General features: G+C 43.2%; 21 protein-coding genes and 2 pseudogenes. 8 read left to right on the top strand and 15 right to left on the bottom strand.

Annotation, left to right across the window (positions count from 1 at the left end; translation table 11 throughout):
• Nucleotides 1–193 precede the first annotated feature (193 nt).
• Nucleotides 194–397 (top strand): cell division protein ZapB, encoded by a 204-nt coding sequence (locus tag HWQ47_RS02560; RefSeq protein WP_269969636.1) that lies wholly within the window; start codon nucleotides 194–196, stop codon nucleotides 395–397.
• 28 nt (nucleotides 398–425) lie between these two features.
• On the opposite strand, the gene HWQ47_RS02555 is transcribed toward HWQ47_RS02560, so the two are convergent.
• The 6 genes from HWQ47_RS02555 to HWQ47_RS02530 form a co-directional block, all read right to left on the bottom strand.
• Nucleotides 426–638, bottom strand: coding sequence for a DUF1107 domain-containing protein (locus tag HWQ47_RS02555; protein ID WP_269969635.1), 213 nt, complete (start codon nucleotides 636–638; stop codon nucleotides 426–428).
• Between the two features lie 708 nt (nucleotides 639–1,346).
• Complete coding sequence (locus HWQ47_RS02550; protein ID WP_269969634.1) at nucleotides 1,347–1,958, bottom strand: thiol:disulfide interchange protein DsbA/DsbL; 612 nt, start codon at nucleotides 1,956–1,958, stop codon at nucleotides 1,347–1,349.
• Between the two features lie 139 nt (nucleotides 1,959–2,097).
• Nucleotides 2,098–3,102, bottom strand: a complete 1,005-nt coding sequence (locus tag HWQ47_RS02545) for a serine/threonine protein kinase (protein ID WP_269969633.1) — start codon at nucleotides 3,100–3,102, stop codon at nucleotides 2,098–2,100.
• Nucleotides 3,099–3,392: a DUF3630 family protein gene (locus HWQ47_RS02540; RefSeq protein ID WP_269969632.1), complete on the bottom strand. Its 294-nt coding sequence runs from the start codon at nucleotides 3,390–3,392 to the stop codon at nucleotides 3,099–3,101. The genes HWQ47_RS02545 and HWQ47_RS02540 overlap by 4 nt, the downstream gene beginning before the upstream one ends.
• Nucleotides 3,393–3,491: 99 nt before the next feature.
• Nucleotides 3,492–3,782, bottom strand: coding sequence for a hypothetical protein (locus HWQ47_RS02535; protein ID WP_269969631.1), 291 nt, complete (start codon nucleotides 3,780–3,782; stop codon nucleotides 3,492–3,494).
• A 100-nt stretch (nucleotides 3,783–3,882) separates the two neighbouring features.
• Nucleotides 3,883–4,635: a hypothetical protein gene (locus tag HWQ47_RS02530; RefSeq protein ID WP_269971643.1), complete on the bottom strand. Its 753-nt coding sequence runs from the start codon at nucleotides 4,633–4,635 to the stop codon at nucleotides 3,883–3,885.
• 455 nt (nucleotides 4,636–5,090) lie between these two features.
• Between HWQ47_RS02530 and HWQ47_RS02525 the strand changes: the two genes are divergently transcribed.
• The 3 genes from HWQ47_RS02525 to HWQ47_RS02515 all read left to right on the top strand — a co-directional run bounded on the left by HWQ47_RS02525 (nucleotide 5,091) and on the right by HWQ47_RS02515 (nucleotide 8,395).
• Nucleotides 5,091–5,486, top strand: a complete 396-nt coding sequence (locus HWQ47_RS02525) for a nitrous oxide-stimulated promoter family protein (protein ID WP_269969630.1) — start codon at nucleotides 5,091–5,093, stop codon at nucleotides 5,484–5,486.
• 167 nt (nucleotides 5,487–5,653) lie between these two features.
• On the top strand, nucleotides 5,654–7,732 hold the full coding sequence (locus tag HWQ47_RS02520; RefSeq protein WP_269969629.1) for a S9 family peptidase: 2,079 nt from the start codon (nucleotides 5,654–5,656) through the stop codon (nucleotides 7,730–7,732).
• Nucleotides 7,733–7,831: 99 nt separating this feature from the next.
• Nucleotides 7,832–8,395: a lipid-binding SYLF domain-containing protein gene (locus HWQ47_RS02515; protein ID WP_269969628.1), complete on the top strand. Its 564-nt coding sequence runs from the start codon at nucleotides 7,832–7,834 to the stop codon at nucleotides 8,393–8,395.
• 15 nt (nucleotides 8,396–8,410) lie between these two features.
• On the opposite strand, the pseudogene HWQ47_RS02510 reads toward HWQ47_RS02515, so the two are convergent.
• Both HWQ47_RS02510 and HWQ47_RS02505 read right to left on the bottom strand, forming a co-directional pair.
• Nucleotides 8,411–8,627, bottom strand: a pseudogene (locus HWQ47_RS02510) (hypothetical protein); the annotation flags it as partial.
• Between the two features lie 46 nt (nucleotides 8,628–8,673).
• Entirely contained in the window at nucleotides 8,674–10,611 is a 1,938-nt protein-coding gene (locus tag HWQ47_RS02505) for a S41 family peptidase (RefSeq protein ID WP_269969627.1), read from the bottom strand.
• 263 nt (nucleotides 10,612–10,874) lie between these two features.
• Here HWQ47_RS02505 and HWQ47_RS02500 point away from each other — a divergent pair.
• A pseudogene (locus HWQ47_RS02500) lies at nucleotides 10,875–11,891 on the top strand (IS110 family transposase).
• A gap of 563 nt (nucleotides 11,892–12,454) precedes the next feature.
• Here HWQ47_RS02500 and HWQ47_RS02495 read toward each other — a convergent pair.
• Complete coding sequence (locus tag HWQ47_RS02495; protein WP_269969626.1) at nucleotides 12,455–13,039, bottom strand: hypothetical protein; 585 nt, start codon at nucleotides 13,037–13,039, stop codon at nucleotides 12,455–12,457.
• Between the two features lie 73 nt (nucleotides 13,040–13,112).
• Nucleotides 13,113–14,027: a LysR family transcriptional regulator gene (locus tag HWQ47_RS02490; protein WP_269969625.1), complete on the bottom strand. Its 915-nt coding sequence runs from the start codon at nucleotides 14,025–14,027 to the stop codon at nucleotides 13,113–13,115.
• Nucleotides 14,028–14,117: 90 nt separating this feature from the next.
• Here HWQ47_RS02490 and HWQ47_RS02485 point away from each other — a divergent pair, with 90 nt between their 5' ends.
• Nucleotides 14,118–15,059 carry an isochorismatase family protein gene (locus tag HWQ47_RS02485; protein ID WP_269969624.1) on the top strand — a complete coding sequence of 314 codons (942 nt, stop codon included), beginning with the start codon at nucleotides 14,118–14,120 and terminating at the stop codon, nucleotides 15,057–15,059.
• A 26-nt stretch (nucleotides 15,060–15,085) separates the two neighbouring features.
• Here HWQ47_RS02485 and HWQ47_RS02480 read toward each other — a convergent pair whose 3' ends face one another.
• The 3 genes from HWQ47_RS02480 to HWQ47_RS02470 all read right to left on the bottom strand — a co-directional run bounded on the left by HWQ47_RS02480 (nucleotide 15,086) and on the right by HWQ47_RS02470 (nucleotide 18,512).
• On the bottom strand, nucleotides 15,086–15,433 hold the full coding sequence (locus HWQ47_RS02480) for a YkvA family protein (protein ID WP_269969623.1): 348 nt from the start codon (nucleotides 15,431–15,433) through the stop codon (nucleotides 15,086–15,088).
• 92 nt (nucleotides 15,434–15,525) lie between these two features.
• A complete protein-coding gene (locus tag HWQ47_RS02475) occupies nucleotides 15,526–17,835 on the bottom strand; it encodes a YgiQ family radical SAM protein (RefSeq protein ID WP_269969622.1) in 2,310 nt (769 codons plus the stop codon).
• Between the two features lie 275 nt (nucleotides 17,836–18,110).
• Nucleotides 18,111–18,512, bottom strand: coding sequence for an MAPEG family protein (locus tag HWQ47_RS02470; protein ID WP_269969621.1), 402 nt, complete (start codon nucleotides 18,510–18,512; stop codon nucleotides 18,111–18,113).
• 166 nt (nucleotides 18,513–18,678) lie between these two features.
• Here HWQ47_RS02470 and HWQ47_RS02465 point away from each other — a divergent pair, with 166 nt between their 5' ends.
• On the top strand, nucleotides 18,679–19,899 hold the full coding sequence (locus tag HWQ47_RS02465; RefSeq protein ID WP_269969620.1) for a threonine/serine ThrE exporter family protein: 1,221 nt from the start codon (nucleotides 18,679–18,681) through the stop codon (nucleotides 19,897–19,899).
• 265 nt (nucleotides 19,900–20,164) lie between these two features.
• A complete protein-coding gene (locus HWQ47_RS02460) occupies nucleotides 20,165–21,736 on the top strand; it encodes a ShlB/FhaC/HecB family hemolysin secretion/activation protein (RefSeq protein WP_269971642.1) in 1,572 nt (523 codons plus the stop codon).
• Nucleotides 21,737–21,869: 133 nt separating this feature from the next.
• Here the strand turns inward: HWQ47_RS02460 and HWQ47_RS02455 are convergent, their stop codons facing one another.
• Together HWQ47_RS02455 and HWQ47_RS02450 are read right to left on the bottom strand one after the other, a co-directional pair.
• Nucleotides 21,870–22,529: a TorD/DmsD family molecular chaperone gene (locus tag HWQ47_RS02455; protein ID WP_269969619.1), complete on the bottom strand. Its 660-nt coding sequence runs from the start codon at nucleotides 22,527–22,529 to the stop codon at nucleotides 21,870–21,872.
• Between the two features lie 140 nt (nucleotides 22,530–22,669).
• Complete coding sequence (locus HWQ47_RS02450; RefSeq protein ID WP_269969618.1) at nucleotides 22,670–23,299, bottom strand: DMSO/selenate family reductase complex B subunit; 630 nt, start codon at nucleotides 23,297–23,299, stop codon at nucleotides 22,670–22,672.
• Nucleotides 23,300–23,304: the final 5 nt, after the last annotated feature.

The raw sequence follows: 23,304 nt of genomic DNA, 5'->3' as shown, positions 1-23,304 counted from the left end.
AGAATAGGGCTATAATGGTGAGATTTATTGGAAGATAAAGAGAAGAATACTAACGACTTAATAACAATTATAAAAAAAATACAATCTTAGCTAAATTATCGATATTTTTTTGATCACTCAGCATAATTAACTGTTCACTACTGTACTTGCCCTGATAGAATCACTCTACCATCCAGAAACTACTAGGACTCCCATGAGCCTTGAACTACTGTCCAAACTGGAGACTAAAATCCAGGCAGCACTTGAAACTATCGAGCTACTAAAAATGGAGCTTGAAGAAGAGAAACAAAAGAGCACCAGCCTGACTGAGCAAAACCAGCAATTAAGTCAAGATCTCAACTCTTGGAATGAAAAAGTGACCGGACTCGTTGGCTTGCTCAATGATGAAGTGAACTAAAAATTCAGTATGGTACGAATGCGAAGATTTACGCTATCTTCGCTTCGCTACTTTGAGTCTCAATCAATTCATTTAACTCAAGTACCACCAGCTTTACCTCTGGTAAGCTTTTTCTTGGCAATAAAAACCTCCCTTTATCAAACTCTAATCGCCCCAAATCTTTAACCCAGATCACTCCAGATAAGAATATACGTGCATGCTTGACAATAAGCTTAGGTGCATAGACAGGAAAAACTCTCACATTGGCCTCCTATTACCGACTTTGTTATTAATTATGGATAATACTGCAGAATTTGACAGGTACTTTTGGTCATAGTTGCATTAAAGAATATTTATAATTGTAAGCATTTGAAACCAATCTTATCGAACACCCATTTTTTACCTATCAAACTCAGCGATAACAAAGAATCTTAAACTGGCACTTGCCAATAAATTGACACCCTGCTATGTTAGCTTTGTTACTCAGGGTAAAACTGAGCCGTATGGTTCAACAGCCGTATTTCTTGCGACCAGGAAATACGGTTTTTTTATGTCTTTTAAACAACTAATTAAGTCGATACCTGAATTCTAAGCGACGTAACTTTCTGCTCAAAATCTCCTGATGTCACGCAGATTGCTGAATAGACACCAGACACAACGCAGATTTGTTGCCTTGATCGACGTGGAAGTAGGAAATGCCGTAATGATGTCGGGAACATCATAGGCCCTTGGCAATCTGCATAATTCTTGATCACGAGAAGCCTGACACAAATCCCTTTTATCGCTTTGACCTACATGGATGTAAGAAATGCCAATAAATGCAGGGAGCATTTAAGGTGCCCTGCGATCAGGGATAAGTACATCCAAACACAAATCCCTTCAATCGCTATCCCTGCGATCAGGGATAAGTACATCCATGTACAAAAAAGGAGCCGTTAGGCTCCTTTAATCAACTAGCAATAACTTGTGCTTACTTTTTACTTGTTAAGTAATAAGCGATATCAAGTAGTTCGTCATAAGACTTAATAGCCCCAGTTTCTACACGGTACTTACCGTTAACTACAAGTGCTGGCACACCTGAAATTTGTGCATTTTCAGTCGCACGCTTCATCTGTGACATTTGAGCACTCACCATAAATGAATTCGCTGCAGCATCGAAATCTTTACCATCGACGCCATTATCAATAAATATATTACGAACATCATCACGATTAGTGAAATGCTGTTTCTTCTCATGAATTGCACTAAAAATCGCTTTTTCAATCTTCTCATCAACTTTCAGCTGGTGAGCGACAGCAAAAGCACGTGACATTTCAGTCCCCATCTCTCGACCTATAAACTCAACATGATTCTGTTTAAACACCACACCTTCTGGTAAATTCGCTTTTATTTGAGGAACTTGTACTTTAGAGAAGTTAAAGCAGTGACCACAATAAAACGAGAAAAACTCTGTAATTTCAGGTTTAGCCGTTGCGGGACCGTCATTGATCACAGTGTAATGCACGCCCTCTTTGTAATCGACAGCGACTGCTGCCATCGGCGCCATTAATAGGGCTAGAGCAATCAGTAATGCTTTTTTCATGATGATTCCTTTTTCTTTGCGCAATACGCTAGGTAATTTTAATAATTTGATGGATAACATAATGTTCTTTCGAGTCTATCTCAAGCATATTAGTTCATTTTTCTGTTACAAAATAAGAGCCATAAATGCAAAATTAGCATTAATACCCTGGAATAAGGCTCAGCGCTGGCTCGTCCAGTACCGCTAGTTGCTCCTTAAATGAGAGAATCTGCTGCTCCCAGTATTTCTCTTCGCCGTACCAGGGAAAGTTCATAGGAAAAGCGGGGTCTTCCCAACGGCGACTTAACCAGGCATTGTAATGCAACATGCGCATAGCTCTTAACGGCTCAATCAAGGTTAACTCTTTAGTATCAAACTCGCAGAACTCCTCATAAGCTTCAAGCAAGATTTCTAACTGGAGTAATTTCTGTGGCCTATCACCTGTGATCATCATCCAAAGGTCTTGAATCGCAGGCCCGGTACGCGCATCATCTAAATCGACAAAACCGGGTCCATCGGGTGTCCACAAGATGTTCCCTGGGTGAAGATCGCCATGTAAACGTATCTGTTTAGGATTCTGTCTAGCCCAGATCTCTTTTGATTTATCTAACACTTGTTCGACAATCGTAAAATAAGGTAAAACTAACGAAGAGGGTACATGACCGGACTCCTTCAGCCAAAGCAGCGACTCGTCCCCTAACACCTGTGGATTCACTAAGTCACGATGTTTAAACTTCCCCTGCTGTGAAAACTGATGAATACGACCAATAAAACGTCCAGTCGATTCCAGCTGTTCTAAGTTATCCACTTCAAACGATCGGCCACCAATAGATGGAAACAGAGCGAACCTAAAGCCTTTATACTCATGCAGTGAACGGCCATTGATGATTATTGGCGTTGCCACAGGGATCTCTTCATCAAAAAGGGATTGAGAAAAATCATGTTCTTCTTGGATCTGTTCATTACTCCAACGCTCTGGGCGATAGAATTTCACCACATAACGAACGCCATCATCACTGCGAAATTGATAAACTCGATTCTCATAACTATTGAGTGCTAACAGACCCGTTTCTGGGTAGATCCCCAGACTTTCAATGGCATCCAGAATAAGATCAGGCGTTAATGCCTGATAATGAAACGCCGCACCTCGATTTTCTTGGTTCATTTTTGTAGCTCCAACAGGCTAGCAAGAAACTCTAGCACTTCAAATTCATCATTCCGATCCACCGATAACCAGCAGATGTCACCATAAAACTCATAGTTAAGCTGCAGCAAGGTATCTTCAAACTCCAGTAACCACTGGTGCCGATCAGCTCCCCATTGACGCGCTAAGATTTTGGCATCAATAGCGGTAGCTAACGACTCAGCAAAAAGCGCAAAATCGTCAAAGTCGATGTGGGCCTGAATCGACAAACTCTTCGACATAGGATCAAGTTGTACTGATGCTAACTTCATTAACAAGATCTCTTAACATACTGATACACACCCAAATCACTTGATTTTAACATGGGCTAACTAAAAGAAACAAAAATACAGTTCTCCGATTAATTTGGCTTAGAAGATTAATGAATCAACGAATGCCTGACAAGTTAATGACCCCTTGTCGTTTGCCACACATAACTGGCCGCACTGAAAACTGCCGACACCAGAATCACTCAATTTGACCATACCAGCCCCTTTCAACAGACACTGTTCTGAAGTCGAATAGTAGCCAGAGATATACTCACCAGGATTTGCAGCGGTGGGAATATTCGGCTCATCAGCGTAGTAGAACAAGGTCCACTCAGGGTTTTGCGTACAAGCCGTCAAAGAAGAGATAATTAAACCCAGTAAAACCAACCTCATAAACACTCCTAAATGGCGTTAAACAGCAACCAATAAAAAAGGCGAACCTAAGTTCGCCTCATTTTACACAGCTTACGCCGATACTAATACGCCGTTTTACTTACTTTTTCGCTTTAGCCTTAGCTTTTTCGATCCGAACAATTCGTCCTTCGAATCCGGTCACAGTACCATCATTCAAACCGTAGTTTGTGGCCTTTTGACAAATGCTTATCGCTTCATCGAACAGACCTGTATCATTAAGCAAGGTCGAAAGGTGCATGAAGCCAACCCCTTTTTCACTCGACGGCGATTTTAGCGATGCGAACAATTCAATATACGCTGGCGTTAACCCTGCGCCGTAATTCGCATATTCGGCTTGTTTACGCTGTTTATAACATTCGCCAATTGCCGCAAGCAGGGCTAAATGCTTAATCGCACTGTCTGAAGATGCACGGTACTCTACCAGAGAGTGGGTTAACTTATCATTAGCCCACGATTCATCCGATACAACCTCTGGCTCTGGCTCTGGCTCTGGCTCTGGCTCTGGCTCTGGCTCTGGCTCTGGCTCTGGCTCTGGCTCTGCAGGGTTAACGTCCGACAAAATCGTAGTAATGGCTACTTCTTCTTGAGTTCCCCCAAGCTTGTCACTTGCAAGAGTCTCAAGTTTCTCAGCTGAAGAAGTCTCAATAACCTCTATAACTTTATCTTCCTCAACTTGAACCTCATCTGCTGGCAATTGCTGGGCAGCAGGCGTTTCATCAATCTCTTTTTCGCCAGGTGTCATTATTTCCTGTTCGTTTTCCGCCAGCCGTTTAGCGCGTCTATAAAGATAAACACCTAAAACAACTAGTAATACAATGGCTATATATTTCATTGTCATCCACCAGTGATTTCCTACTAAATCTAAATAATTTGGTTAAGTTTAACTCGTCGTAAATGTACAACTAGCAAGCGTTATTATTAATGCATTCTCTTGCTATAAATCAAGTGTTTATCAGATTTTTTATTTGAATTAGCCAAATTATTCAGTTTTGTCACTATCAAACTCCATTTACTCGAAGCCATTATCCAATAAATAATTTGTACAAAACAAAGAAATAGCCTAACACTTGCGCCATTATATCTAACAATTTGACGAGATGGGCATCACAAAACATTAATTAACGAACAGATAGTTAATCAATGAAGTGTTAAAGCTCTATTTTGTGCGCACCTTCATGGATTATACTGCTCGTTTATCTAAAATGAAGCAATGATATAAATGTTTTACTCACAAATCCCTTTCGATAACGCTGAACATCGAATTGGACTAATTATTTGGAGCTAGAGATGACGGTTCAAGAGTTGTTAAGCGATAAGTTACTCTACGAATATAGGACCATCGCAGCGATGGTCAAGATCTATTGTCGAACCCATCATAAGCATGTAACACATACTCACTGTGAGGAGTGCCTATCATTTTTAGAGTATGCTCACACTCGGCTTGATCGCTGTCCCTATGGTCAAGATAAGCCCACCTGTAATAAATGCCCTGTACATTGTTACAAACCACATATGAAAGTAAAAGCTAGAGAGATCATGATTTTTTCAGGTCCCAGAATGCTTTTGCCTCATCCAATCATGGCTATTCGCCATCTACTCGCTGAACGTTCAGCGGTTCCCGGTAAGCCTCCCCTGCACGCTTCTAACAGGCACTTACGAAAGTTTGATAGTACGATTAAATAAACATTCAATGATCTAACTCTCCTACAAGCAATCATCACCATTCAAAAGCTTTTGTAATCATGAGTTGAAGTTAAACAAACACATCAATGTTTTTTTACCCCCTCTTATTTAAGCTCCTATCAGTTTAAGTTATTGTGTCTGAAAATAATTAAAAAGAAGGGAGCATCATGGGAAGTCTCAATAATCTCAGCATGCTAGCGGTCATTACAGCTAGTCTATTCGTCACAACCTCATCAATTGCAGCAACGCAAAGAACACACGCCATTACCACCGATGACTTTTTTGATATTGGTGGCATGTCTAATGTCCAACTCAGTCCTAATGGAAAACAAGCCGTTTGGCTCGAATCTCGCTGGGATAAAGAGCTAGATAAAAGCCAACGAGACCTTTGGCTACTCGACACTAAAACCCGTCAATCAAAACGCATGACTTTTACCAATGAAAGTGAGTCCAGTCCTCAGTGGAGTCCAGATGGAGAGTACATCTACTATCTGGGTAAAATTAAACAGGATAAAGCCAAAGCCCCCTACAATGGCAAAGCCCAAGTGTTTCGACTCTCCGTCAACAGTGGCGACAGCCAACCGATGACGAAAGAAGTGGACGGTGTTAGCAGCTTTCAATTAAGCCATGACGGTAGTAGCCTCTACTTTTTAGCCACCAAGACAGTCAAAGATAAAGATGAATGGGCTTCGATGCGTTCTGCCCACTCAACCCCAGAATATGGTCATGGGGAGCGTAAAACAAACCCGCTTTATCAACTGGATCTGCAACATTTTAAACAACAAGTCCTACTCGATGACGATAAAGTAGTTTGGGAGTTTAAGGTCAACAATGATGGCAGCAAAATAGCCCGTATAACGACCAATGATAATGAGCTTGTTCGCCTAGAAGGTTGGTCAGATATAGAGGTATTTGACACAGTAACACAAACCAATAGCCTCCTTGCTGATACTCAATGGCGAGACAATGCCCCGTCACCTTATGGCTGGTTACTTGGACTAGCTTGGCAAGATAACAATACCAACCTGGCTTTCAGAATCGATTTTGACGGGCATCCAGGTAAGTTGTTTATTGCTGACGCTGAAGCAACCGATGAGCCCTCTTTAGCCATCACTCGTACCGGTGACATGACCTTAAACTCAGGTGATATTAAATGGCGCCCTAATAGCGATGAGATCTGTTATCGCGGCAGCGATCATGGTCGAGTAAAACTCTTCTGTACTGAAGTCGATGATGGTAAACAAGGCGACACCCGTAACCTCATCAAGGGGGATAGAGTTATCGGTAGTTATAGCTTTACCGAAAATGGCAAAACAGTGGCTTTTAGTCACAACGGACTCGATCATTTCTCAGATATGTTTGTTGCCGACGCTAACCGCAAAAATGCCAAGGCTAAACGCCTGACCAATATCAACCCACAAGTCGACAGTTGGGCGTTACCACAGATATCTATCGTCAAATGGACAGCTGAGGACGGCACGGTTGTCGAAGGCATTTTAGACTTGCCAGCAGGCTACAAAAAAGAGGATGGCCCACTGCCCTTAATCGTACAGATCCACGGTGGCCCGACTTCAGCAACGCCCTATGCGCTACAACATAGATCCTATGGGCGCTCTACTTTTACCGCTGATGGTTGGGCACTATTATCACCAAACTATCGTGGTTCAACAGGCTACGGCGACAAGTTCTTAACCGATCTTGTCGGTCAGGAACATGTTATCGAAGTCAATGACATCATGGCGGGAGTTGACCATCTTATCCAAGCAGGCATTGCCGACGGCAATAAGATGGCCGTTATGGGCTGGAGTAACGGTGGCTACCTGACCAATGCATTAATCAGTACCAATACTCGATTTAAAGCGGCGAGTTCAGGCGCGGGGGTATTTGATCAACGTTTACAGTGGATGCTCGAAGATACACCAGGTCATGTGGTGAACTTTATGCAAGGACTGCCTTGGGAGCAGCCTGACGCTTATAGCCATGGGTCATCCTTAACTCGTGCCGATAAAATTAAAACCCCTACGCTTATTCATATTGGCGAGAACGATCAGCGCGTTCCAGTGGGACACGCACAAGGCCTATATCGCGCTCTGAAGCATTATCTTAATGTACCCGTTGAGCTTATCGTTTACCCAGATGAAGGCCATGGTTTAAGTCAATATCAGCACCGAAAAGCAAAGATGGAGTGGGACCAGAAATGGTTCAATCACTATGTTTTGGGCAAAGAAGTCTCGGGGGAAGAGTAACTGAACCTAAGCTGACAGCTTTGTAAAAAAGCGCCTTAAAAGGCGCTTTTTTTATTTTAGATACGTATGCTGAGACATGAATTTTGAACGGAGTCCATTATGAGAAAACTTATTAGCCTGATCTCTGCAACATGCTTGGTCGCCACGCTTATGTTTTCACAGGCCACTCTCGCCGATGAAGAGTATGCCAATACTGTTGCCAAATTTAAGCAGGCCAATGACACATATAAATTTTTCGACAACGCCTATGGTTACGCCATCTTCCCCACCGTAGGTAAAGGCGGTTTCGGGATCGGAGCCGCCTACGGTAAAGGTAAAGTATTCCGCAACCAAAGCTACACGGGGGACACTAGCCTGACGCAGATATCTTTAGGCTTTCAAATAGGCGGTCAAGCCTACAGCGAGATTATCTTCTTTAAAAATGCCAAAGCCTATGAAACCTTTACTAGTGGCAGTTTCGAATTTGGCGCCCAAGCGTCAGCCGTCGCCATCACCATAGGTGCAAACGCCCAAGCTGGTACCACAGGGAATTCAAGCGGCGCCGGAGGCAAGGTGGCTAAAGCTTCATATATCAATGGAATGGCAGTCTATACCATGGCCAAAGGCGGCTTGATGTTTGAAGCAGCGCTTGCAGGACAGTCATTTACCTTTGAAGAGAAGTAATAAGGGGAGGTTCTAGGTAAACTCTTCTGGTTTTATGTACATATGCCACACGTTAGTGACTGACACATCTAAGCCTTTGTCTCTGAAATTATTGATCGAATAGGCATCAACAGGAAACGATTGCTCGGTTGTACTGCCCATGGTTGCGGTTACACCGCCGTACATGGTCACTTTATCTTCACTGTCATCTTTTATGACGATGATCATGAGCTAGGTGTAAACCATGCAGTGTTAACGAGCTTAAACCTAGAACAACTATGTTCCTCACTCGTAGAATTTCAGCTTGATCCGAGTTGATGTAAGTATTTCACTGCATAATCTAAAACTGAATCGGACCCAGAGGTAATGTCGTTAATCGTAGGCCGTTTATCTATATCAACTTCGATACCTCGCCCCTCAATCAGTTGTCCATTATCTCTAAAAGAAAGTGCTGCAGAAAACCTCAACTTCAATTTACTATTGGGTAAAGTATATCTGCGAGAACTGCCACTTTTACCATAGCTTGGTTCACCAATTAAAGTGACATTATCAAGCTGTTGCCAGAAGCTTGCAAAACCATCAGCAGCGCTTCCTGACCCTGCATCTGTTAACAATACTACTGGCTTAGAGTAATAATATTGAGATACGGCTTTACTGCGACCAAGTAGTTTGTAATGCAATTGGCTAAAGTGTTTTCCCAGCGACTCGCTCCCGCTCCAAACAGGCGAAAACTGCGTTGCAAACCGATTAACAACAGCGTGCTCATCATCACTTCTAGGGCCACTACCTATTAAATAAGCATTTCGATAATCCAGCATTCCGGGTTTAAAATCCGGTGATAACTTATAGGCTCTGACATTAACAACTTTAGCCGCCTGCCCGGGAGGCAGAAAATAGCCAAACAATGCATCACTGATATGATATGAACCTCCGCCGTTACCACGAATATCGATAATCAACCCTGAACTATTCTGATATTCAGTCATCTTTGCAATAATTCCCGCTAACAATGACTTATCCATCTTTTTAATTCTCAGATACGCCACACCATGACTCAGATATCGGCTCTTCCCCAGTGCAATTCTTTTAACCCTCAACGGTCTTGCTGACTTCCGCACTTTCACTTCTGTTATTATTTTGTCTCCATCCCCTAACCCAATGTTAATCAGCTCAGCTTCAGGAAAATCAAACCTTGCCCTGATTAGAGGATAATATGCTGCAAGATTGGATATAGCCTTTCGTCTCTTCCCTTGCAAAGAGCAATCTTTTGACATCGAAGCGGCAATCATAAGTAACTTATCTAAAGGAATACCATCAATACTCATAAGCAAAGGAGCATCTTGCCTCAATAGGTTGTCCCCTTCTTTATCCAATGCAACCACACCAAGGTCAGAGTCTGCCAAACGAAAAGGCAGATTCCTGTTAACTTCAATGGAATAAGGAGAAATAGAGCTAGAATAATGACAATCTCCCATACTGTTGAGCACTGGATTGATTCGCTCCAATAGCTTAATATTTGACAATTCAGTGGGGAATGTTTGAGCGACTGATTCTAATTGTGATATCACATCATCATTGCGCAAGGTCAAATATGCTGCCTTATCAACAAGTAGGTATTGCAATGAACGTAAATCTTCTAGGGCTTGAACTCGGCTCAACCGAATTTCATTGCGCATTCGTAAAAATGAAGCTGTTGGCAAATTATCATCTGTAAGCCATGGTTCTAGGCTTAAATCGCTACTGTTTAGGGCATGATTATCCCCCTCGATAGCCAATAAGTTGGTACCTCTTTTCAAGCTTATCCGACTTTGAAACAATTTAGCATCGGCTAATCCCACAGCTTTTCCGCGGTGATAATTAAACGCTTCTATCAGCTCACCATTGAGATAAACTTTAGCGGCATCATCAATAAACACTCTTAATCTATACACGTTAGAGGCTTGCTTTTCAGTTAGCTCAATGCCAGTTCTTAGGTAGACTTTGGAATATTGACCACGCATGTCAGACAGAATAGTCTGGTCATCTTCGTCACCATAACCGAAGCCTGGTTTTCCTACTGGCCATAGGCTGTCATTAAACTCCGGTGCCATCCAACCTTCAGCTACAGTTTCTGTACTAGCCCAATAGCGCCACTCAGTATCCTTTGTCAACAATAGGTCTGATGAGTCGGCCAGTAAGTCTGTGGTCGAAAAAAAGAGGGTCAGTAGTAAGTAGATAAAGTACTTTCCATATTTCATTCGGTATATTCGCTATTTTAAAGAGAGGTTCGAATACTCTATCCAGAAAGTCATCCAGATAAAAATCTATTTAAGTCTTTTTTCAACAGATAATAAATAGATGAAAATTTCACGGATGCCACATTCAAATTAATGCAGCTCCCAAAGTTATACCCTGTAAACGAGAAGCATGGATAATGGAATGGACCTATCCCCTTTTAATCGACCTCGCAATGGGCCACGATGTAGTTGCTAAAACTCATCAGAAAGAGGACGGGTCCACTATGACGATTACTACAATTGGTTTAGATATCGCAAAGTCTGTTTTTCATTTTGTTGGCGTAAATAAAGCAGGAAAGTTAGTTAAAAAGAAAATGTTGAAACGCAGAGATGTTCTGCAGTTTGTTGCCAAGATAGAGCCGTGTCTTATTGTAATGGAGGCTTGTGGTGGCGCTAACTACTGGGCTAGAGAGTTTGAATGCCTAGGTCACCAAGTGAAACTAATCGCGCCTTAATATGTTGTTCCGTACAGGCAAGGTAATAAAAACGACTATAACGACGCATTAGCTATAGCTGAAGCAGCTCAAAGGCCTAACATGCGTTTCGTGCAACCAAAGCCTGTTGAACAACAAGATGTGCAGATGCTTCATCGCATGAGAGAACGTTTAAATAAGCAGTCTACCGCCTTAATTAACCAAGTTAGAGGCATGCTGGCTGAGTACGGTATTGTGATAGCAAAAAGCAAGGCTGCTTTTAGGATGGCTTTTCCAGATATTTTATCTGATGAGTGCAGTGAACTTACAGTGAAGGGGCGGTTTATATTTAACCAACTGCACGAGGAATTTATAGATATCGAGAAACGGCTAAAAAGCTGCGATGCCCAAGTGCTAGAGGAGATGAAAACAAATCAAGTCTGCCAGCGTTTAGAAACCATTCTTGGTATTGGTCCTGTGACTTCAACCGCTTTTTACGCTGCAGCTGGAGAGGGGAAAGATTTTACCAATGGTAGACACTTTTCTGCTTGGTGTGGCTTAGTACCAAAGCAACATAGTAGTGGCGGTAAAGACAATCTGTTAGGGATAAGCAAAAGAGGCAATGCTTACTTACGAACATTGTTTATACATGGTGCAAGAGCGGTCTTGCAGCACAGCGGAGGTAAAGAAGACAGGTTAAGCCGCTGGGCATTCGCTCTGGCAGAAAGAAGAGGATTTAATAAGGCTTGTGTTGCCGTTGCCAATAAACTTGCACGAATGGCGTGGGTTATTGCAGCGAGAGAGGATGAATATAAGGCATTTGTATAGCTTGTAGCCATAGAGTAAAACGAACCGAGTTAGCATAAACAACATACCACCAAGTTGCTACGACACTTGATTTGATGATGAGACAGTCAGACTGCTCTACTTAAAACCTTACGACAGCATAGGCTCTTTAGAAGCCGCAGGGAGATAAGGAAAGTAGAGGCACATATCCATCAGGGCCAGAGGTTAACCTCATAAACAGGCCGAATATATGGGTGCAATGAACTCTTCTCAAAATTGATATCAAATGTCTTGCAAACGGGATGGGGCCATATATGCTGAACTGGCTTTATATATGGATTTACATGCTGAAATACGTAGTTAAAAATACTGTAGGACCATCATGGCGACCCTCATGGATATAGGTCAAGATCTGGGATGCATGGGTGAAGGTCATGTGTATGGCCTCTCTGAACGAGGTGTATGGAATACCACCGCGTTAATTTCAGACGAAGTTTGAACAAAAAATATGATACAGATGAAAGATGTGATTAAGCTAGGACTTAAAAAATTTCTTCAAAATCAAACTCCGCCAGAAAATATAATCAACCTTCATTAAAAGGCAGTTACTTATGTCCCCAAGGTACCGGTGGTAGCGCTACTGGTTTGGTGAGATCAAAATCTACTCTAAAATCACGATTATCACGAGTTAGTCGATAGGTAAACTCCTCTGGTTTAATGTACATATGCCACACGTTAGTGACTGACACATCTAAGCCGTTGTCTCTGAAATTATTGATCGAATAGGCATCAACAGGAAACGATTGCGACGTTGTACTGCCCATGGTTGCGGTTACACCGCCGTACATGGTCACTTTATCTTCAGTGCCATCTTGATGACGATGATCATGGGCTAGGTGTAAACCATGCTGAGTCTTAGTGATAACCCAAGTACGAGAATGATCATCGCCCACATGAAATGGCACTTTAAGCTCGCTATCACTGCATTCACGAACATGCATAATCAGCTTCTTACCACTGAAGGCTGAATCTGCCGAAGTACCACCAATCACAGTGCCTTCGAAAGCTTTACCACAATGCGCAGCTAGGTTATCGAAAAAAGCATCCTGTTCGGTGGTAACGGCCAAAGCTGGCAAGCTAAAAAATGAAGCCGTTAGCAGACCAATGTATGAGTATTTTATTGTTTTCATTATTATCTCCGATGATTTGTGATTAACATTACCATAAGCAGATAAATTTTAGCTTAAGCTGTGGGAGATATTTTTATCCCGTTCCAAGACCGCTCACCCGACCAAACGCCATCTTTAATCGTTCAACAAATCGTCTTAACACCAATGGTAGTTGCTGTTGGTAGGAGTGAAGCGCATACACATCTCTTATCTTTCCCTGATAATCTGGTAACACTCTCTGCAGTTGTCCTGAAGCTAGGTCATCTTCTACAAAAATGGAGGGCATGAGGCCGACTCCTACACCGCATTTGACGCTATTGATCCCGCTAATTGAGGTATTCACCTTTAACTGTTTATCACTATGAAACAAAATACTCCCACCATGACGACTCTCCAGTACGGCTTGCTGCTGCCAGGGTAAAACGACCAGATGTTGTAAGTTAAGCGATGGGCCAGTGATGCTGTTTCTTGCTAGGTATGCGGACGATGCCACCAGTATACTGTCTAGTTTGCCAATCAATATCGCGTGATAAGCGCTGTCTTTTTGCGGCCCCACTGAGATGGCAATGTCTAAGTTATTTTGCAACAGATCCAACCGCTCATCACTGAACACCAGTTCTGGTACCAACTTAGGATACTCATAGCAAAGCTGAGCAACGATTGGCGTTACTAAACTCGACTCAAAAGCATGAGGAGCCGTAATCGCAATACGCCCCACTGGCGCAAGTTCATGGGACTTAACCTCTTCCACGGTTGTCATCAGCAGATCGAGCAGTTGCTCACTTCGTTTTGCTAGTAGCTGTCCAACCACAGTCAAATTTAACTGCCGTGTACTGCGATTAAGCAGGCGCACACCGAGAGCAGCCTCTAGCTGGCTCACGTATTGGCTCACTGCAGACTTGGTGTGGCCTAAAGACTCGGCCGCTGCCGTAAAAGAGCCTTTCTTAATCACCTCATCGAACACCAACATCTGATAGGCCAACCGTCTTTGTTCATTTTTTATGAACATTAATTTCACTTTTTGATTAATTATCAAAGAATCAAATAACAATAAACTGCCTAGCATAGAAAAACAAATCGATTAATCAGGAGTAACACTATGAGTCAGTCAATACGCCTATCAGTGATGCAAGCAAGCCGTGAATGGATAGCCAACTTTAACCAAGGTGACGTTCAAGCGTGTATCGAACGCTATCTGCCTGAGGCCACGATGCAGGTGTCTCCATTTGGCCGTTTTGACGGAATTGATGCAATAGCTGCCTTTTGGAACGAATTTGCCAAAAGTGGCCCAACTCAACTTGTTTACCGTAATGTTGAGATTAAAGTGCTAAGCGATAAACAAGCCATATTATCAGCCAACTGGTCGATGAATATTGCCAGTGGTTTTATCAGTAAAGAGCTTTGGACATTGGGTGATGATGGCCAATGGTATTTAGCAGAGGATGATTTCAGTGTCTTGAGCCAATTAGCCACACCGCTTGATCAACACAAGCGCACAGCACTGGTATTGGTCGATCTGCAAAATGACTATTTCGCCAGTGGACGCTTTCCACTAGACAATACTGACAAAGCGACTGAACAAGCTAAAATTCTGCTGACTCACTTCAGAGAGCAGGTGCTGCCAGTGATCCATATTCAGCATATTTTCGAAGATGAGAACGCACCATTTTTCAGCACTGATACGCCTGGAGTTGAAATTGAGCTGAGCGTAGCACCACTGAAAAGTGAACCTGTTGTCGTAAAACATCAGATAGACAGCTTTATCGACACCTCTCTTGAGCAAACTCTGGTTGAGCTAGGAGTTGAAAAGTTAGTGATCGTTGGCGCAATGGCTCAAGCCTGTGTACAGACGATTTCTCGCAGCGCCACCAACAAAGGCTATCGCTGTGAGGTCATTAGCGATGCCATTGCAGCACCGACATTGGATTATGGTAAACATAGCTTCAGTGGAGAGCAGCTGGTTGCGGCCAATTTGTTATCTCTTTCATTCGGTGGAGCAGAAGCATTCACTACGGCGCAGTGGTTGAATAAAAACAGCTAGAAAATCAGTATATTTAAATGTTTTAATTAATCGAGCCAAGCCGCTGTTTTTTCAGCAGCTTGCTGCTGCACGCCATCATCGACATACATAGAGACCATAGCTAATGCGGCGGCGAGTGCGCCAAGATCGTCGGTAAAACCGACAAAAGGGGTCAAGTCTGGGATCGCATCCAATGGCGTGATGAAATAGGCCAACGCACCGAAGATGATCGTTTTGGCCCATCTAGGTGTATCGGGCTTTCTTGCCGCATAGTAGAGACAAAGGGCATTTTCGATCACTTCTCGCCCCGCTTTCTTTGCAAACTGTTTTATCTTAAGCCAGAAGCCATCTTCACTATAAGCTTCATTAACCGTCTCATCTGAATTATCTACCATCACTGACTCCGCAACAGAAAAAGAAAAAATAAGGGAATATCATTGATATTCCCTTATTCCATTATATTTAGCTAGTGCTCACTTTACTGAGATTATCTTTGATACTTAGGTGTGGTTCCCCAAGCATTTTTCTTCGGCGGACGTTGCTTAGATGTTGTAGAAGAATGACCTTGTCCACCAGCAGCTTTTCCTGCTCCCGATTTCGCTGTTGCGCTCGACTTGCTGCCTTGGCTCTTTGGCTTACGATCGGCAAATTGATCTTCAGAGAAACGCGTAAAGGCTTTCTTGCCCCCTTGCTCTTTATTGGCTGATGGGCTCTTATTACCGCCCTTAGCTTTACTGCGATTTGCTTCACGCTCCTGACGCGACTCAGCTGGCACTAAGCAATTAAGCCCTCCGCCTATCAGCTTCTCTTTGCCCATCTCTATAAGCGCTTCACGGATCATAGGCCAACCTAGCGGATCATGGTAACGCAACAAAGCCTTATGCAGCTTGCGCTGACGCCCCCCCTTCGGCACTGTCACCGTTTCACTGGTATGTTTTACGTTTTTAAGCGAATTAAGCTCAGTGTGATAAATCGTCGTCGCATTCGCCATTGGCGATGGATAGAAGTTTTGTACCTGATCTAACTTAAACTTCTCACCCTTGAGCCATAAGGCCAAGTTAACCATATCTTCATTGCTGGTTCCAGGGTGAGCCGAGATAAAATAAGGGATAAGATACTGTTTCTTACCCGCTTCTCTAGAATATTTATCAAACAGTTCTTTGAACTTGTCGTAAGTGCCCATCCCCGGCTTCATCATCTTGTTCAGCGGGCCATCTTCAGTATGCTCTGGCGCGATCTTCAAATAACCACCAACATGATGGGTCGCCAACTCTTTCACATAACGAGGATCTTGGGATGCTAGGTCATAACGCACACCCGATGCGATTAAAATCTTCTTAATGCCGGGCACTTCACGCGCAGCTCGATACAAGTCGATTGTTGGCTGGTGATCTGTATCCATATGGCCACAGATATCTGGAAAGATACAGGAGATACGACGACAGGTTTTCTCTGCCTTCTCACTCTTACAGCCTAAGTGGTACATGTTAGCCGTTGGACCACCGAGATCTGAGATAACGCCGGTAAACCCAGGCACTTTCTCTTGAATATCTTTAATCTCTTTCACAATAGATTCTTGTGAACGGCTTTGAATGATCCGACCTTCATGCTCGGTAATAGAGCAAAATGAACAACCACCAAAACAGCCTCGCATGATATTGATTGAGGTCTTGATCATGTCGTAAGCGGGAATAACCTCTTTGCCGTATGAAGGATGCGGCACACGGGCATAGGGTAAACCAAACACACCGTCCATCTCTTCGGTAGACAAAGGCCATGCCGGCGGATTAACCCAAATCGCACGCTCAGCATGTTTTTGAAATAGGGCTCGAGCACAACCTGGGTTCTGCTCTTGATGCAAGATACGTGACGCGTGGGCGTAGAGGTATTTATCTTCCGATACCTTCTCAAAGCTTGGCAGCAACACATAAGTGTTCTCCCATGGCTTAGGCCTAGCGGGTTGTACGCTAATGGCTTTCGGTGCTTCGTTATCGAATATTTTCAGATCCGACGGCCCAGATAGGTTTTTACAGCCAACATCATCGGCACCGTAAGGATGTGGGATCGGATCGATCTTATGCAGCTGATCGATTTTGCGCGAATCCATGCCTTTCCAACCCGGCATAGGTTCTTTGCGAATAACCGTGGTGCCACGAATATTGTGCAGTTCTGACATTGGCTCACCGGCGGCAAGACGATGTGAGAGCTCAACCAGAGGACGCTCGGCATTTCCATAAACCAGAATATCGGCCTTAGCATCTAAAATAACGCTACGGCGTACTTTATCGGACCAATAATCATAATGAGCAATACGACGCAAACTTGCTTCGATGCCACCGATAATCACTGGAACCTGTTTAAAAGCCTCTTTACATCTCTGAGTATAAACTGTCACTGCACGATCGGGACGTTTGCCACCAATGTTACCTGCAGTATAAGCGTCATCATGACGCATACGACGCTCAGCCGTATAGCGGTTAATCATCGAATCCATGTTGCCAGAAGTCACACCAAAATAGAGATTCGGCTTACCTAACTTCATAAAGTCATTTTTGTTTGACCAGTCAGGCTGAGAGATAATACCCACTCTAAAACCCTGAGCCTCAAGCATACGACCGATAACGGCCATGCCGAAGCTGGGATGATCCACATAAGCATCACCAGTGACGATGATAATGTCGCAACTATCCCAACCTAATCTGTCCATCTCTTTACGAGACATAGGTAGAAATGGCGCTGGTCGCTGCAATTCAGAGCGATACTTGGGATACGTAAATAGCGTAGATTCAACTTGCATGAGTTTTACAGCCTAACTATCAATATCAAACATGAAAAAATAATTCGTGCCCACGTCATTATCAGAGCTGGAAAAATGGAAAGTAACAATTCAAACATACACTCTCACGCCACCGATAAATGGGACGCGGAGTATAGCAGGTGAGAGAGGTAAAAGGCGAACAAAAAACAACCAGCCGAATGAGTTTAAGCTGGAAATAACAGTCCTTGGCTAGTAGCCCCAGAAGCTGTATGGATGTTTACTCTAATCGGTTTTAGGAAGCGATGACTTACTGCTTATAGTAAGCTATCGATAAAATACCCAAGATTGATGCCCGCCAGCGTTAAGATCATCAACCAACTCAGTAATCCGCCCCAAAATCGGCCTAAATGATAACCTCCACGTCCCTTGGTTAATCCTATAGCGTGTAGTATTCGTCCAATAACCCACACAATGCCTAACAAGTGTAAAACCATGGGGTTCAAACCATTAAGTTCAGCCACCAGCAACAAGATCATAGCTATCGATGCATTTTCAACTAAGTTTGCATGTACCCGACTGGCAATTCTCAACTCTTTATTATCAGAGTTGCCAATACCAATTTTATATTTACGGCGTAACTTGACCACTCGCATCGCTAACATCACCACTAAGATAGCAGTGATACTGATATAGAGCCCAGATATAGCAACTGACATACACTTCCCTAATTATTAATCACTTCCAATACCAAGATGACAAGTTATCGCTTTGAAGTAAATATTTTCCATCTGATTAACCTTTTCCACACAAACTAGGTTACTATGCGCTCGTTTGTTACTCACCAACCTTTGATACTCATTTTAATAATAATGGACCTTGCTAGTGGACAATCAGGCATTTCTTGAAAAGCGCAAATTCATTATTAAGTTAGGTAAATATCTTCATAAGTTTGGTACCCCAGCTTATCGACTCGAAGCGCACCTTCAAGCCGTCTCCAATTTCTTAGGTTTAGAGGGTTACTTCTTAATATCCCCAACCGCTATGACCTTCGTACTCCAGCGTAACGATGAACAGGAATATAACCATGTTGCTAGGGTAAAACCTGGCGAACTGGATCTGGGCTCACTGGCAAGAACCGATGAATTAGTCGAAGAGTTAGTTTCCGGAAAACGAAGCCTTAACGAAGCCTTAGAGCGACTCGACGAAATAGCCAATAAGCCCCCTCCCTATGGCCCGCTATTAACCTTATTAGCATTTGGTAGCTCAGCAGGCGCTTTTGCTATGTTGATGGAAACCAGCTGGAACGATGTATTCTGGTCTGCCCTGTTAGGCATTATGGTGTTTGGTCTAGTCTATCGCGCCGAGCATTCCAAACGTATGGCTGAAATGCTCGAACCTCTGGCTGCGATATTATGCGCCTTTATCACCTGTGGCATAGCGCAACTCGATCCCAGTATTAATATTCCCGTGGTGATCTTATCTGGCATCATTGTCTTTATCCCCGGACTAGCACTCACTTTAGGGTTAGCTGAACTCGCATCCAGAGATCTCATTTCGGGTACCGCACGCATAATGGACGCCTGTATGCAGCTTTTCAAGCTCTATTTTGGCGTCATTTTCGGCATGGTAGTTGGTACTGCTATTTTCGGTGAAGCGCTCTACCTTGAGCCCGACTCTCTGCCATCACTCGCTATCTGGTCTGCTGTGCCCATCTTATCAATGGCATTAGTCATCATCTTTAAAGCACGCATGAAAGATGCTCCTTGGGGGGTGTTAGCTGGTATCGTAGCCTTCTGCTCATCGATGTTAGGCGGGATCTATTTAGGCGACTCTATCGGTATTTTCTTTGGCGCTTTTGCTGTTGGCGTCTACTCGAACCTGTTTGCTCGTTGGATGAAAGCCCCTGCCTCCATTGCTTTACTGCAAGGCATAGTAATACTCGTCCCAGGAAGTAAAACCTACATTGGCTTGAATACCCTCATTTCAGGTGAAACCATGCTTAACCAATCTCATATCGGTAGTCAGATATTTCTGATATTCATGTCTCTCATTGCTGGACTGATCTTTGCCAACGTCGCAGTTTCTCCCAGAAGAACACTCTAATCACAAACAGACTCACTTAAAAAAATTCAACAGCAAAGAGCTCTTTACTCACTGCGGCATTTCACTTTGCTTAAATTAAATCATCACGTTATTTTCATTTCTTGCTTGACTAACCCTTCACCTAGGTGTGTTATTAACTTGTAATCAGCTTGTTTAAGCCTCACTTCGAACATACTAACTTAAATCAAATTAAGGTGTATCTAACGTGACATACAAGGCGTATCTAATTTCTACCAGTATTTACCTCCTCGCTTCTCAGATCAGTATGGCCGAAGAAGTGGCAGGAAAAACAGGTACGCTAACAGAAAAAAAGTCATTACATAAAATTATAGTTACCAGTCACCCCATCTTCGATGAATCTGATCCAGACAGCTTTTTTATCCATGACTGGGCCAATTATCTCCATATTAATACCCAAGAATCGACCATTTTATACAAACTCACGTTTACCGAACAAAGCATCGTAAGTCAAAAAGATATCGAAGAGGCACAACGAAACTTAAGATCTGAGCCCTATATTCGTGATGCGAAAATCAGTTTTGCCGAGAGGGATCCCGATGCAGACGCTCCTGATGAGGGTGAAGTTGTTTTAGTAGAAACCTGGGACAACTGGTCTCTTTTGCCGACAGTCAGTGTCGGTCGAAGCGGCGGAGACAGTAAATTTTCTATCGGACTAAAAGAGGATAATCTACTCGGCTTAGGCATCCGCACTCGGATCAAGTATAAATCCACCAATGACAGAACTGGCTACAAGTTTGCGGTGAAAGTACCAGTGGATCGTTTGATAGAGCATTCAACTATCGCGGCAAGTTTTCATGATAACAGTGACGGGCAAGCGACTCAGTTCCGTTTTGATAAACCTTTCTATACCTTAGATACGACTAACATGTATGGTGTTAGTTATCTTGATGACTTCAGAACCGACACCATTAGACAAAATGGCATGAACATCAACGAATTTGAACACAAACAAGATTATTTTAATCTTCAATATGGTTGGCGAGTTCATAACACTCCCAACTCACGAACTCGCCTTATCGCAGGTATCACCCGTGATAGGAATGAGTTTGCCAATCTTGATAACTACCCAGATACCACTCTTCCTAAGAGTAGAAATTTTCTCTACCCCTGGGTTGCCTACGAATACCTGCAAGATGACTATAAAGTGCTCAACAATGTTCACTTAATTAACTACAACGAAGACTTTAATTTAGGTTGGCACCACTACTTTAAACTTGGCTTTGAAACCGAAGATTTAGGTGATTCATCACTTGGTTACCATATCGACTGGAAGACCACTCGGGGTTACCAAGGTAATCAAGACTTAATTCTGCTCTCTTTCGATGGTATCGGTATATTTTCCACTCAACAAAAGGACGTTTACCAGGTTAATGCCATGGCAGAGTACTTCTATCAGATCAGTCCGAAATGGACTGCCTATGCCAAAAGCCGATTGAGTACCTCTAAAAATAATTACCTAGATAAAACCTTTGCCTTAGGGGATGACACTGGCATTCGCGGTTACCCCAATGACTATCAGCATGGCGATAATCAATGGTTATTTACCGCTGAGTTACGTAACTATCCTAACATTAATCTATATCAACTCGCTGAACTTGGTTGGGCCGCCTTTGTGGATGTAGGTCAAGCGACAGGAGGCCAAGATGCGGGCAATGAGATCTCTGGTCCCATTGGTAGTGTTGGCATAGGAGCCCGCATCTACTCCTCTCGTTCCAGTTATGGCAATGTCGCCCATATCGATATCAGCATGCCCTTCACCACCGGCGTCGAAGTCAATGAGTGGGAGTGGCGATTTATTGTAAAGAATAGATTCTAATAGCCTATGTTCATAATACCGATAACTTCATTTTATCGCTCCAAGGTGAATTGGTGTCCTTGGAGGACTCCTTTAACCGACTCGGATTATCTTTACTGTAAATAAAGGTTAGTGACGGTTATGACGCCTTATGTTACTTGTACAACCGCATTGGCATGGGAACCAATTTAAACTGATTAACTAACACCATTTCGAAATCTTCCGCTAATAACGCTACCCCTTTATAGAAATCTGTTTCAGCATGGGTCTTAGATAACACTAAACAACGCCCAGACCAGAGAAGCATATGCCGTTGCAGCAGTACGACTAAGGTGTCCTGTGCCCGTTTATTATCTGGCTCAAGGATTAACAGATCTAACAATTGATCGATCACGCCATAAAACAGAGCAATATGATCCAGAGGCTGATGATAATCCAGCTTAAAGCTGATCTCATGGTGCTTATAGAACGCCATTAACTCTACAGTCGATTTATCGTTGAGCAGTTGCTGTTCACCTAAGTAGACTGAACCCCAAGGCATAGCGGCGGGCTCTCCAGGACCAAAGAAGAGTTGGCCATAATCGAGTTTCAGTTCGGTTATTTTCTCAGGCTGCCACTGGCTAAAAAATGATTTAAGTAATGCTATACCCTGATGGTGAGTGTCAGAGCTTGTCAGTTCAGGCCAAGTTTCATCTAATTGACTTACAATAAAGTTATCCATCATTGCCTCATCTGGGTAACTCAAGAAAACATTATGCAATACACGTGCAATAGCTTGCAGCTCTGGATAGGTATTTGTGAGATCTGTTTTCACTATCAACTCTCGATAAAATGATGCTCAAATGACACCGAATAAACATAGGCATCAATAAAAAAGGGCTCAATAAAATAGAACCCTATTAAAATAGAAGCTATAAATGGCGCTCAATAGAATTGGCGCCATCTATAATTTAACTACACTTCTGCTGGATTAAGGATCTTACCTTCACCACCAGCCGGACGACCGTGTACATTAGCCTTGATGATCAGGTTAGGTGAGGTGATTGAAGGCGATGGCAGTGGTGCTATATGCCCATCACCGTCACCATATTTAGCACGTAGGTTATCCATGGTATCGAAGTCTAATGCACGCAGCGGACAAGACTCGACACAAATAGGCTTACGACCTTGGACGATGCGCTCAAAGCAACCATCACACTTGGTCATCACCTTACGTTCCTGATCTAACTGAGGTGCATCATAAGGGCAGGCTTGAGCACAGCTCTCACAACCGATACACAAGTCTTGGGCAACATGAACTAAGCCATCTTCGCGACGCTTATGCATGGCGCCTGTCGGGCAAGCCTTAACACACACAGGCTCAGAGCAGTGGTTACAACCAAGCGACATATAGTAAGCAAAGATACTTTGCTCGAAACTGCCATCGGTATTAGTGCTCCAGCTACCACCGCCGTATTCATATACCCGACGCCAGTTAACACCTACCGGCAAATCTTTTCTATCTTTACATGATACATGGCATGCTTTACAGCCTGTGCACTTACTAGTGTCTACATAGAAACCATATTGAGTTATTTCGGTCATTTCTT

The organism is Shewanella sp. MTB7, from assembly GCF_027571385.1.
In the GTDB taxonomy this organism is placed as follows: domain Bacteria; phylum Pseudomonadota; class Gammaproteobacteria; order Enterobacterales; family Shewanellaceae; genus Shewanella.
The sequence above is the reverse complement of the archived record's forward strand: the minus strand, read 5'-3'. Positions and strand labels throughout refer to the sequence as shown.

Excerpts from the sequence above, each read along its gene's own strand:
- HWQ47_RS02520 (WP_269969629.1), top strand. The coding sequence starts at position 5,654 with ATGGGAAGTCTCAATAATCTCAGCATGCTAGCGGTCATTACAGCTAGT.
- HWQ47_RS02450 (WP_269969618.1), bottom strand. The coding sequence starts at position 23,299 with ATGACCGAAATAACTCAATATGGTTTCTATGTAGACACTAGTAAGTGC.
- HWQ47_RS02490 (WP_269969625.1), bottom strand. The coding sequence starts at position 14,027 with ATGTTCATAAAAAATGAACAAAGACGGTTGGCCTATCAGATGTTGGTG.
- HWQ47_RS02485 (WP_269969624.1), top strand. The coding sequence starts at position 14,118 with ATGAGTCAGTCAATACGCCTATCAGTGATGCAAGCAAGCCGTGAATGG.
- HWQ47_RS02525 (WP_269969630.1), top strand. The coding sequence starts at position 5,091 with ATGACGGTTCAAGAGTTGTTAAGCGATAAGTTACTCTACGAATATAGG.
- HWQ47_RS02505 (WP_269969627.1), bottom strand. The coding sequence starts at position 10,611 with ATGAAATATGGAAAGTACTTTATCTACTTACTACTGACCCTCTTTTTT.
- HWQ47_RS02495 (WP_269969626.1), bottom strand. The coding sequence starts at position 13,039 with ATGAAAACAATAAAATACTCATACATTGGTCTGCTAACGGCTTCATTT.
- HWQ47_RS02515 (WP_269969628.1), top strand. The coding sequence starts at position 7,832 with ATGAGAAAACTTATTAGCCTGATCTCTGCAACATGCTTGGTCGCCACG.
- HWQ47_RS02560 (WP_269969636.1), top strand. The coding sequence starts at position 194 with ATGAGCCTTGAACTACTGTCCAAACTGGAGACTAAAATCCAGGCAGCA.
- HWQ47_RS02530 (WP_269971643.1), bottom strand. The coding sequence starts at position 4,635 with ATGAAATATATAGCCATTGTATTACTAGTTGTTTTAGGTGTTTATCTT.
- HWQ47_RS02535 (WP_269969631.1), bottom strand. The coding sequence starts at position 3,782 with ATGAGGTTGGTTTTACTGGGTTTAATTATCTCTTCTTTGACGGCTTGT.
- HWQ47_RS02460 (WP_269971642.1), top strand. The coding sequence starts at position 20,165 with ATGGCCGAAGAAGTGGCAGGAAAAACAGGTACGCTAACAGAAAAAAAG.
- HWQ47_RS02545 (WP_269969633.1), bottom strand. The coding sequence starts at position 3,102 with ATGAACCAAGAAAATCGAGGTGCGGCGTTTCATTATCAGGCATTAACG.
- HWQ47_RS02470 (WP_269969621.1), bottom strand. The coding sequence starts at position 18,512 with ATGTCAGTTGCTATATCTGGGCTCTATATCAGTATCACTGCTATCTTA.
- HWQ47_RS02550 (WP_269969634.1), bottom strand. The coding sequence starts at position 1,958 with ATGAAAAAAGCATTACTGATTGCTCTAGCCCTATTAATGGCGCCGATG.
- HWQ47_RS02475 (WP_269969622.1), bottom strand. The coding sequence starts at position 17,835 with ATGCAAGTTGAATCTACGCTATTTACGTATCCCAAGTATCGCTCTGAA.
- HWQ47_RS02540 (WP_269969632.1), bottom strand. The coding sequence starts at position 3,392 with ATGAAGTTAGCATCAGTACAACTTGATCCTATGTCGAAGAGTTTGTCG.
- HWQ47_RS02480 (WP_269969623.1), bottom strand. The coding sequence starts at position 15,433 with ATGGTAGATAATTCAGATGAGACGGTTAATGAAGCTTATAGTGAAGAT.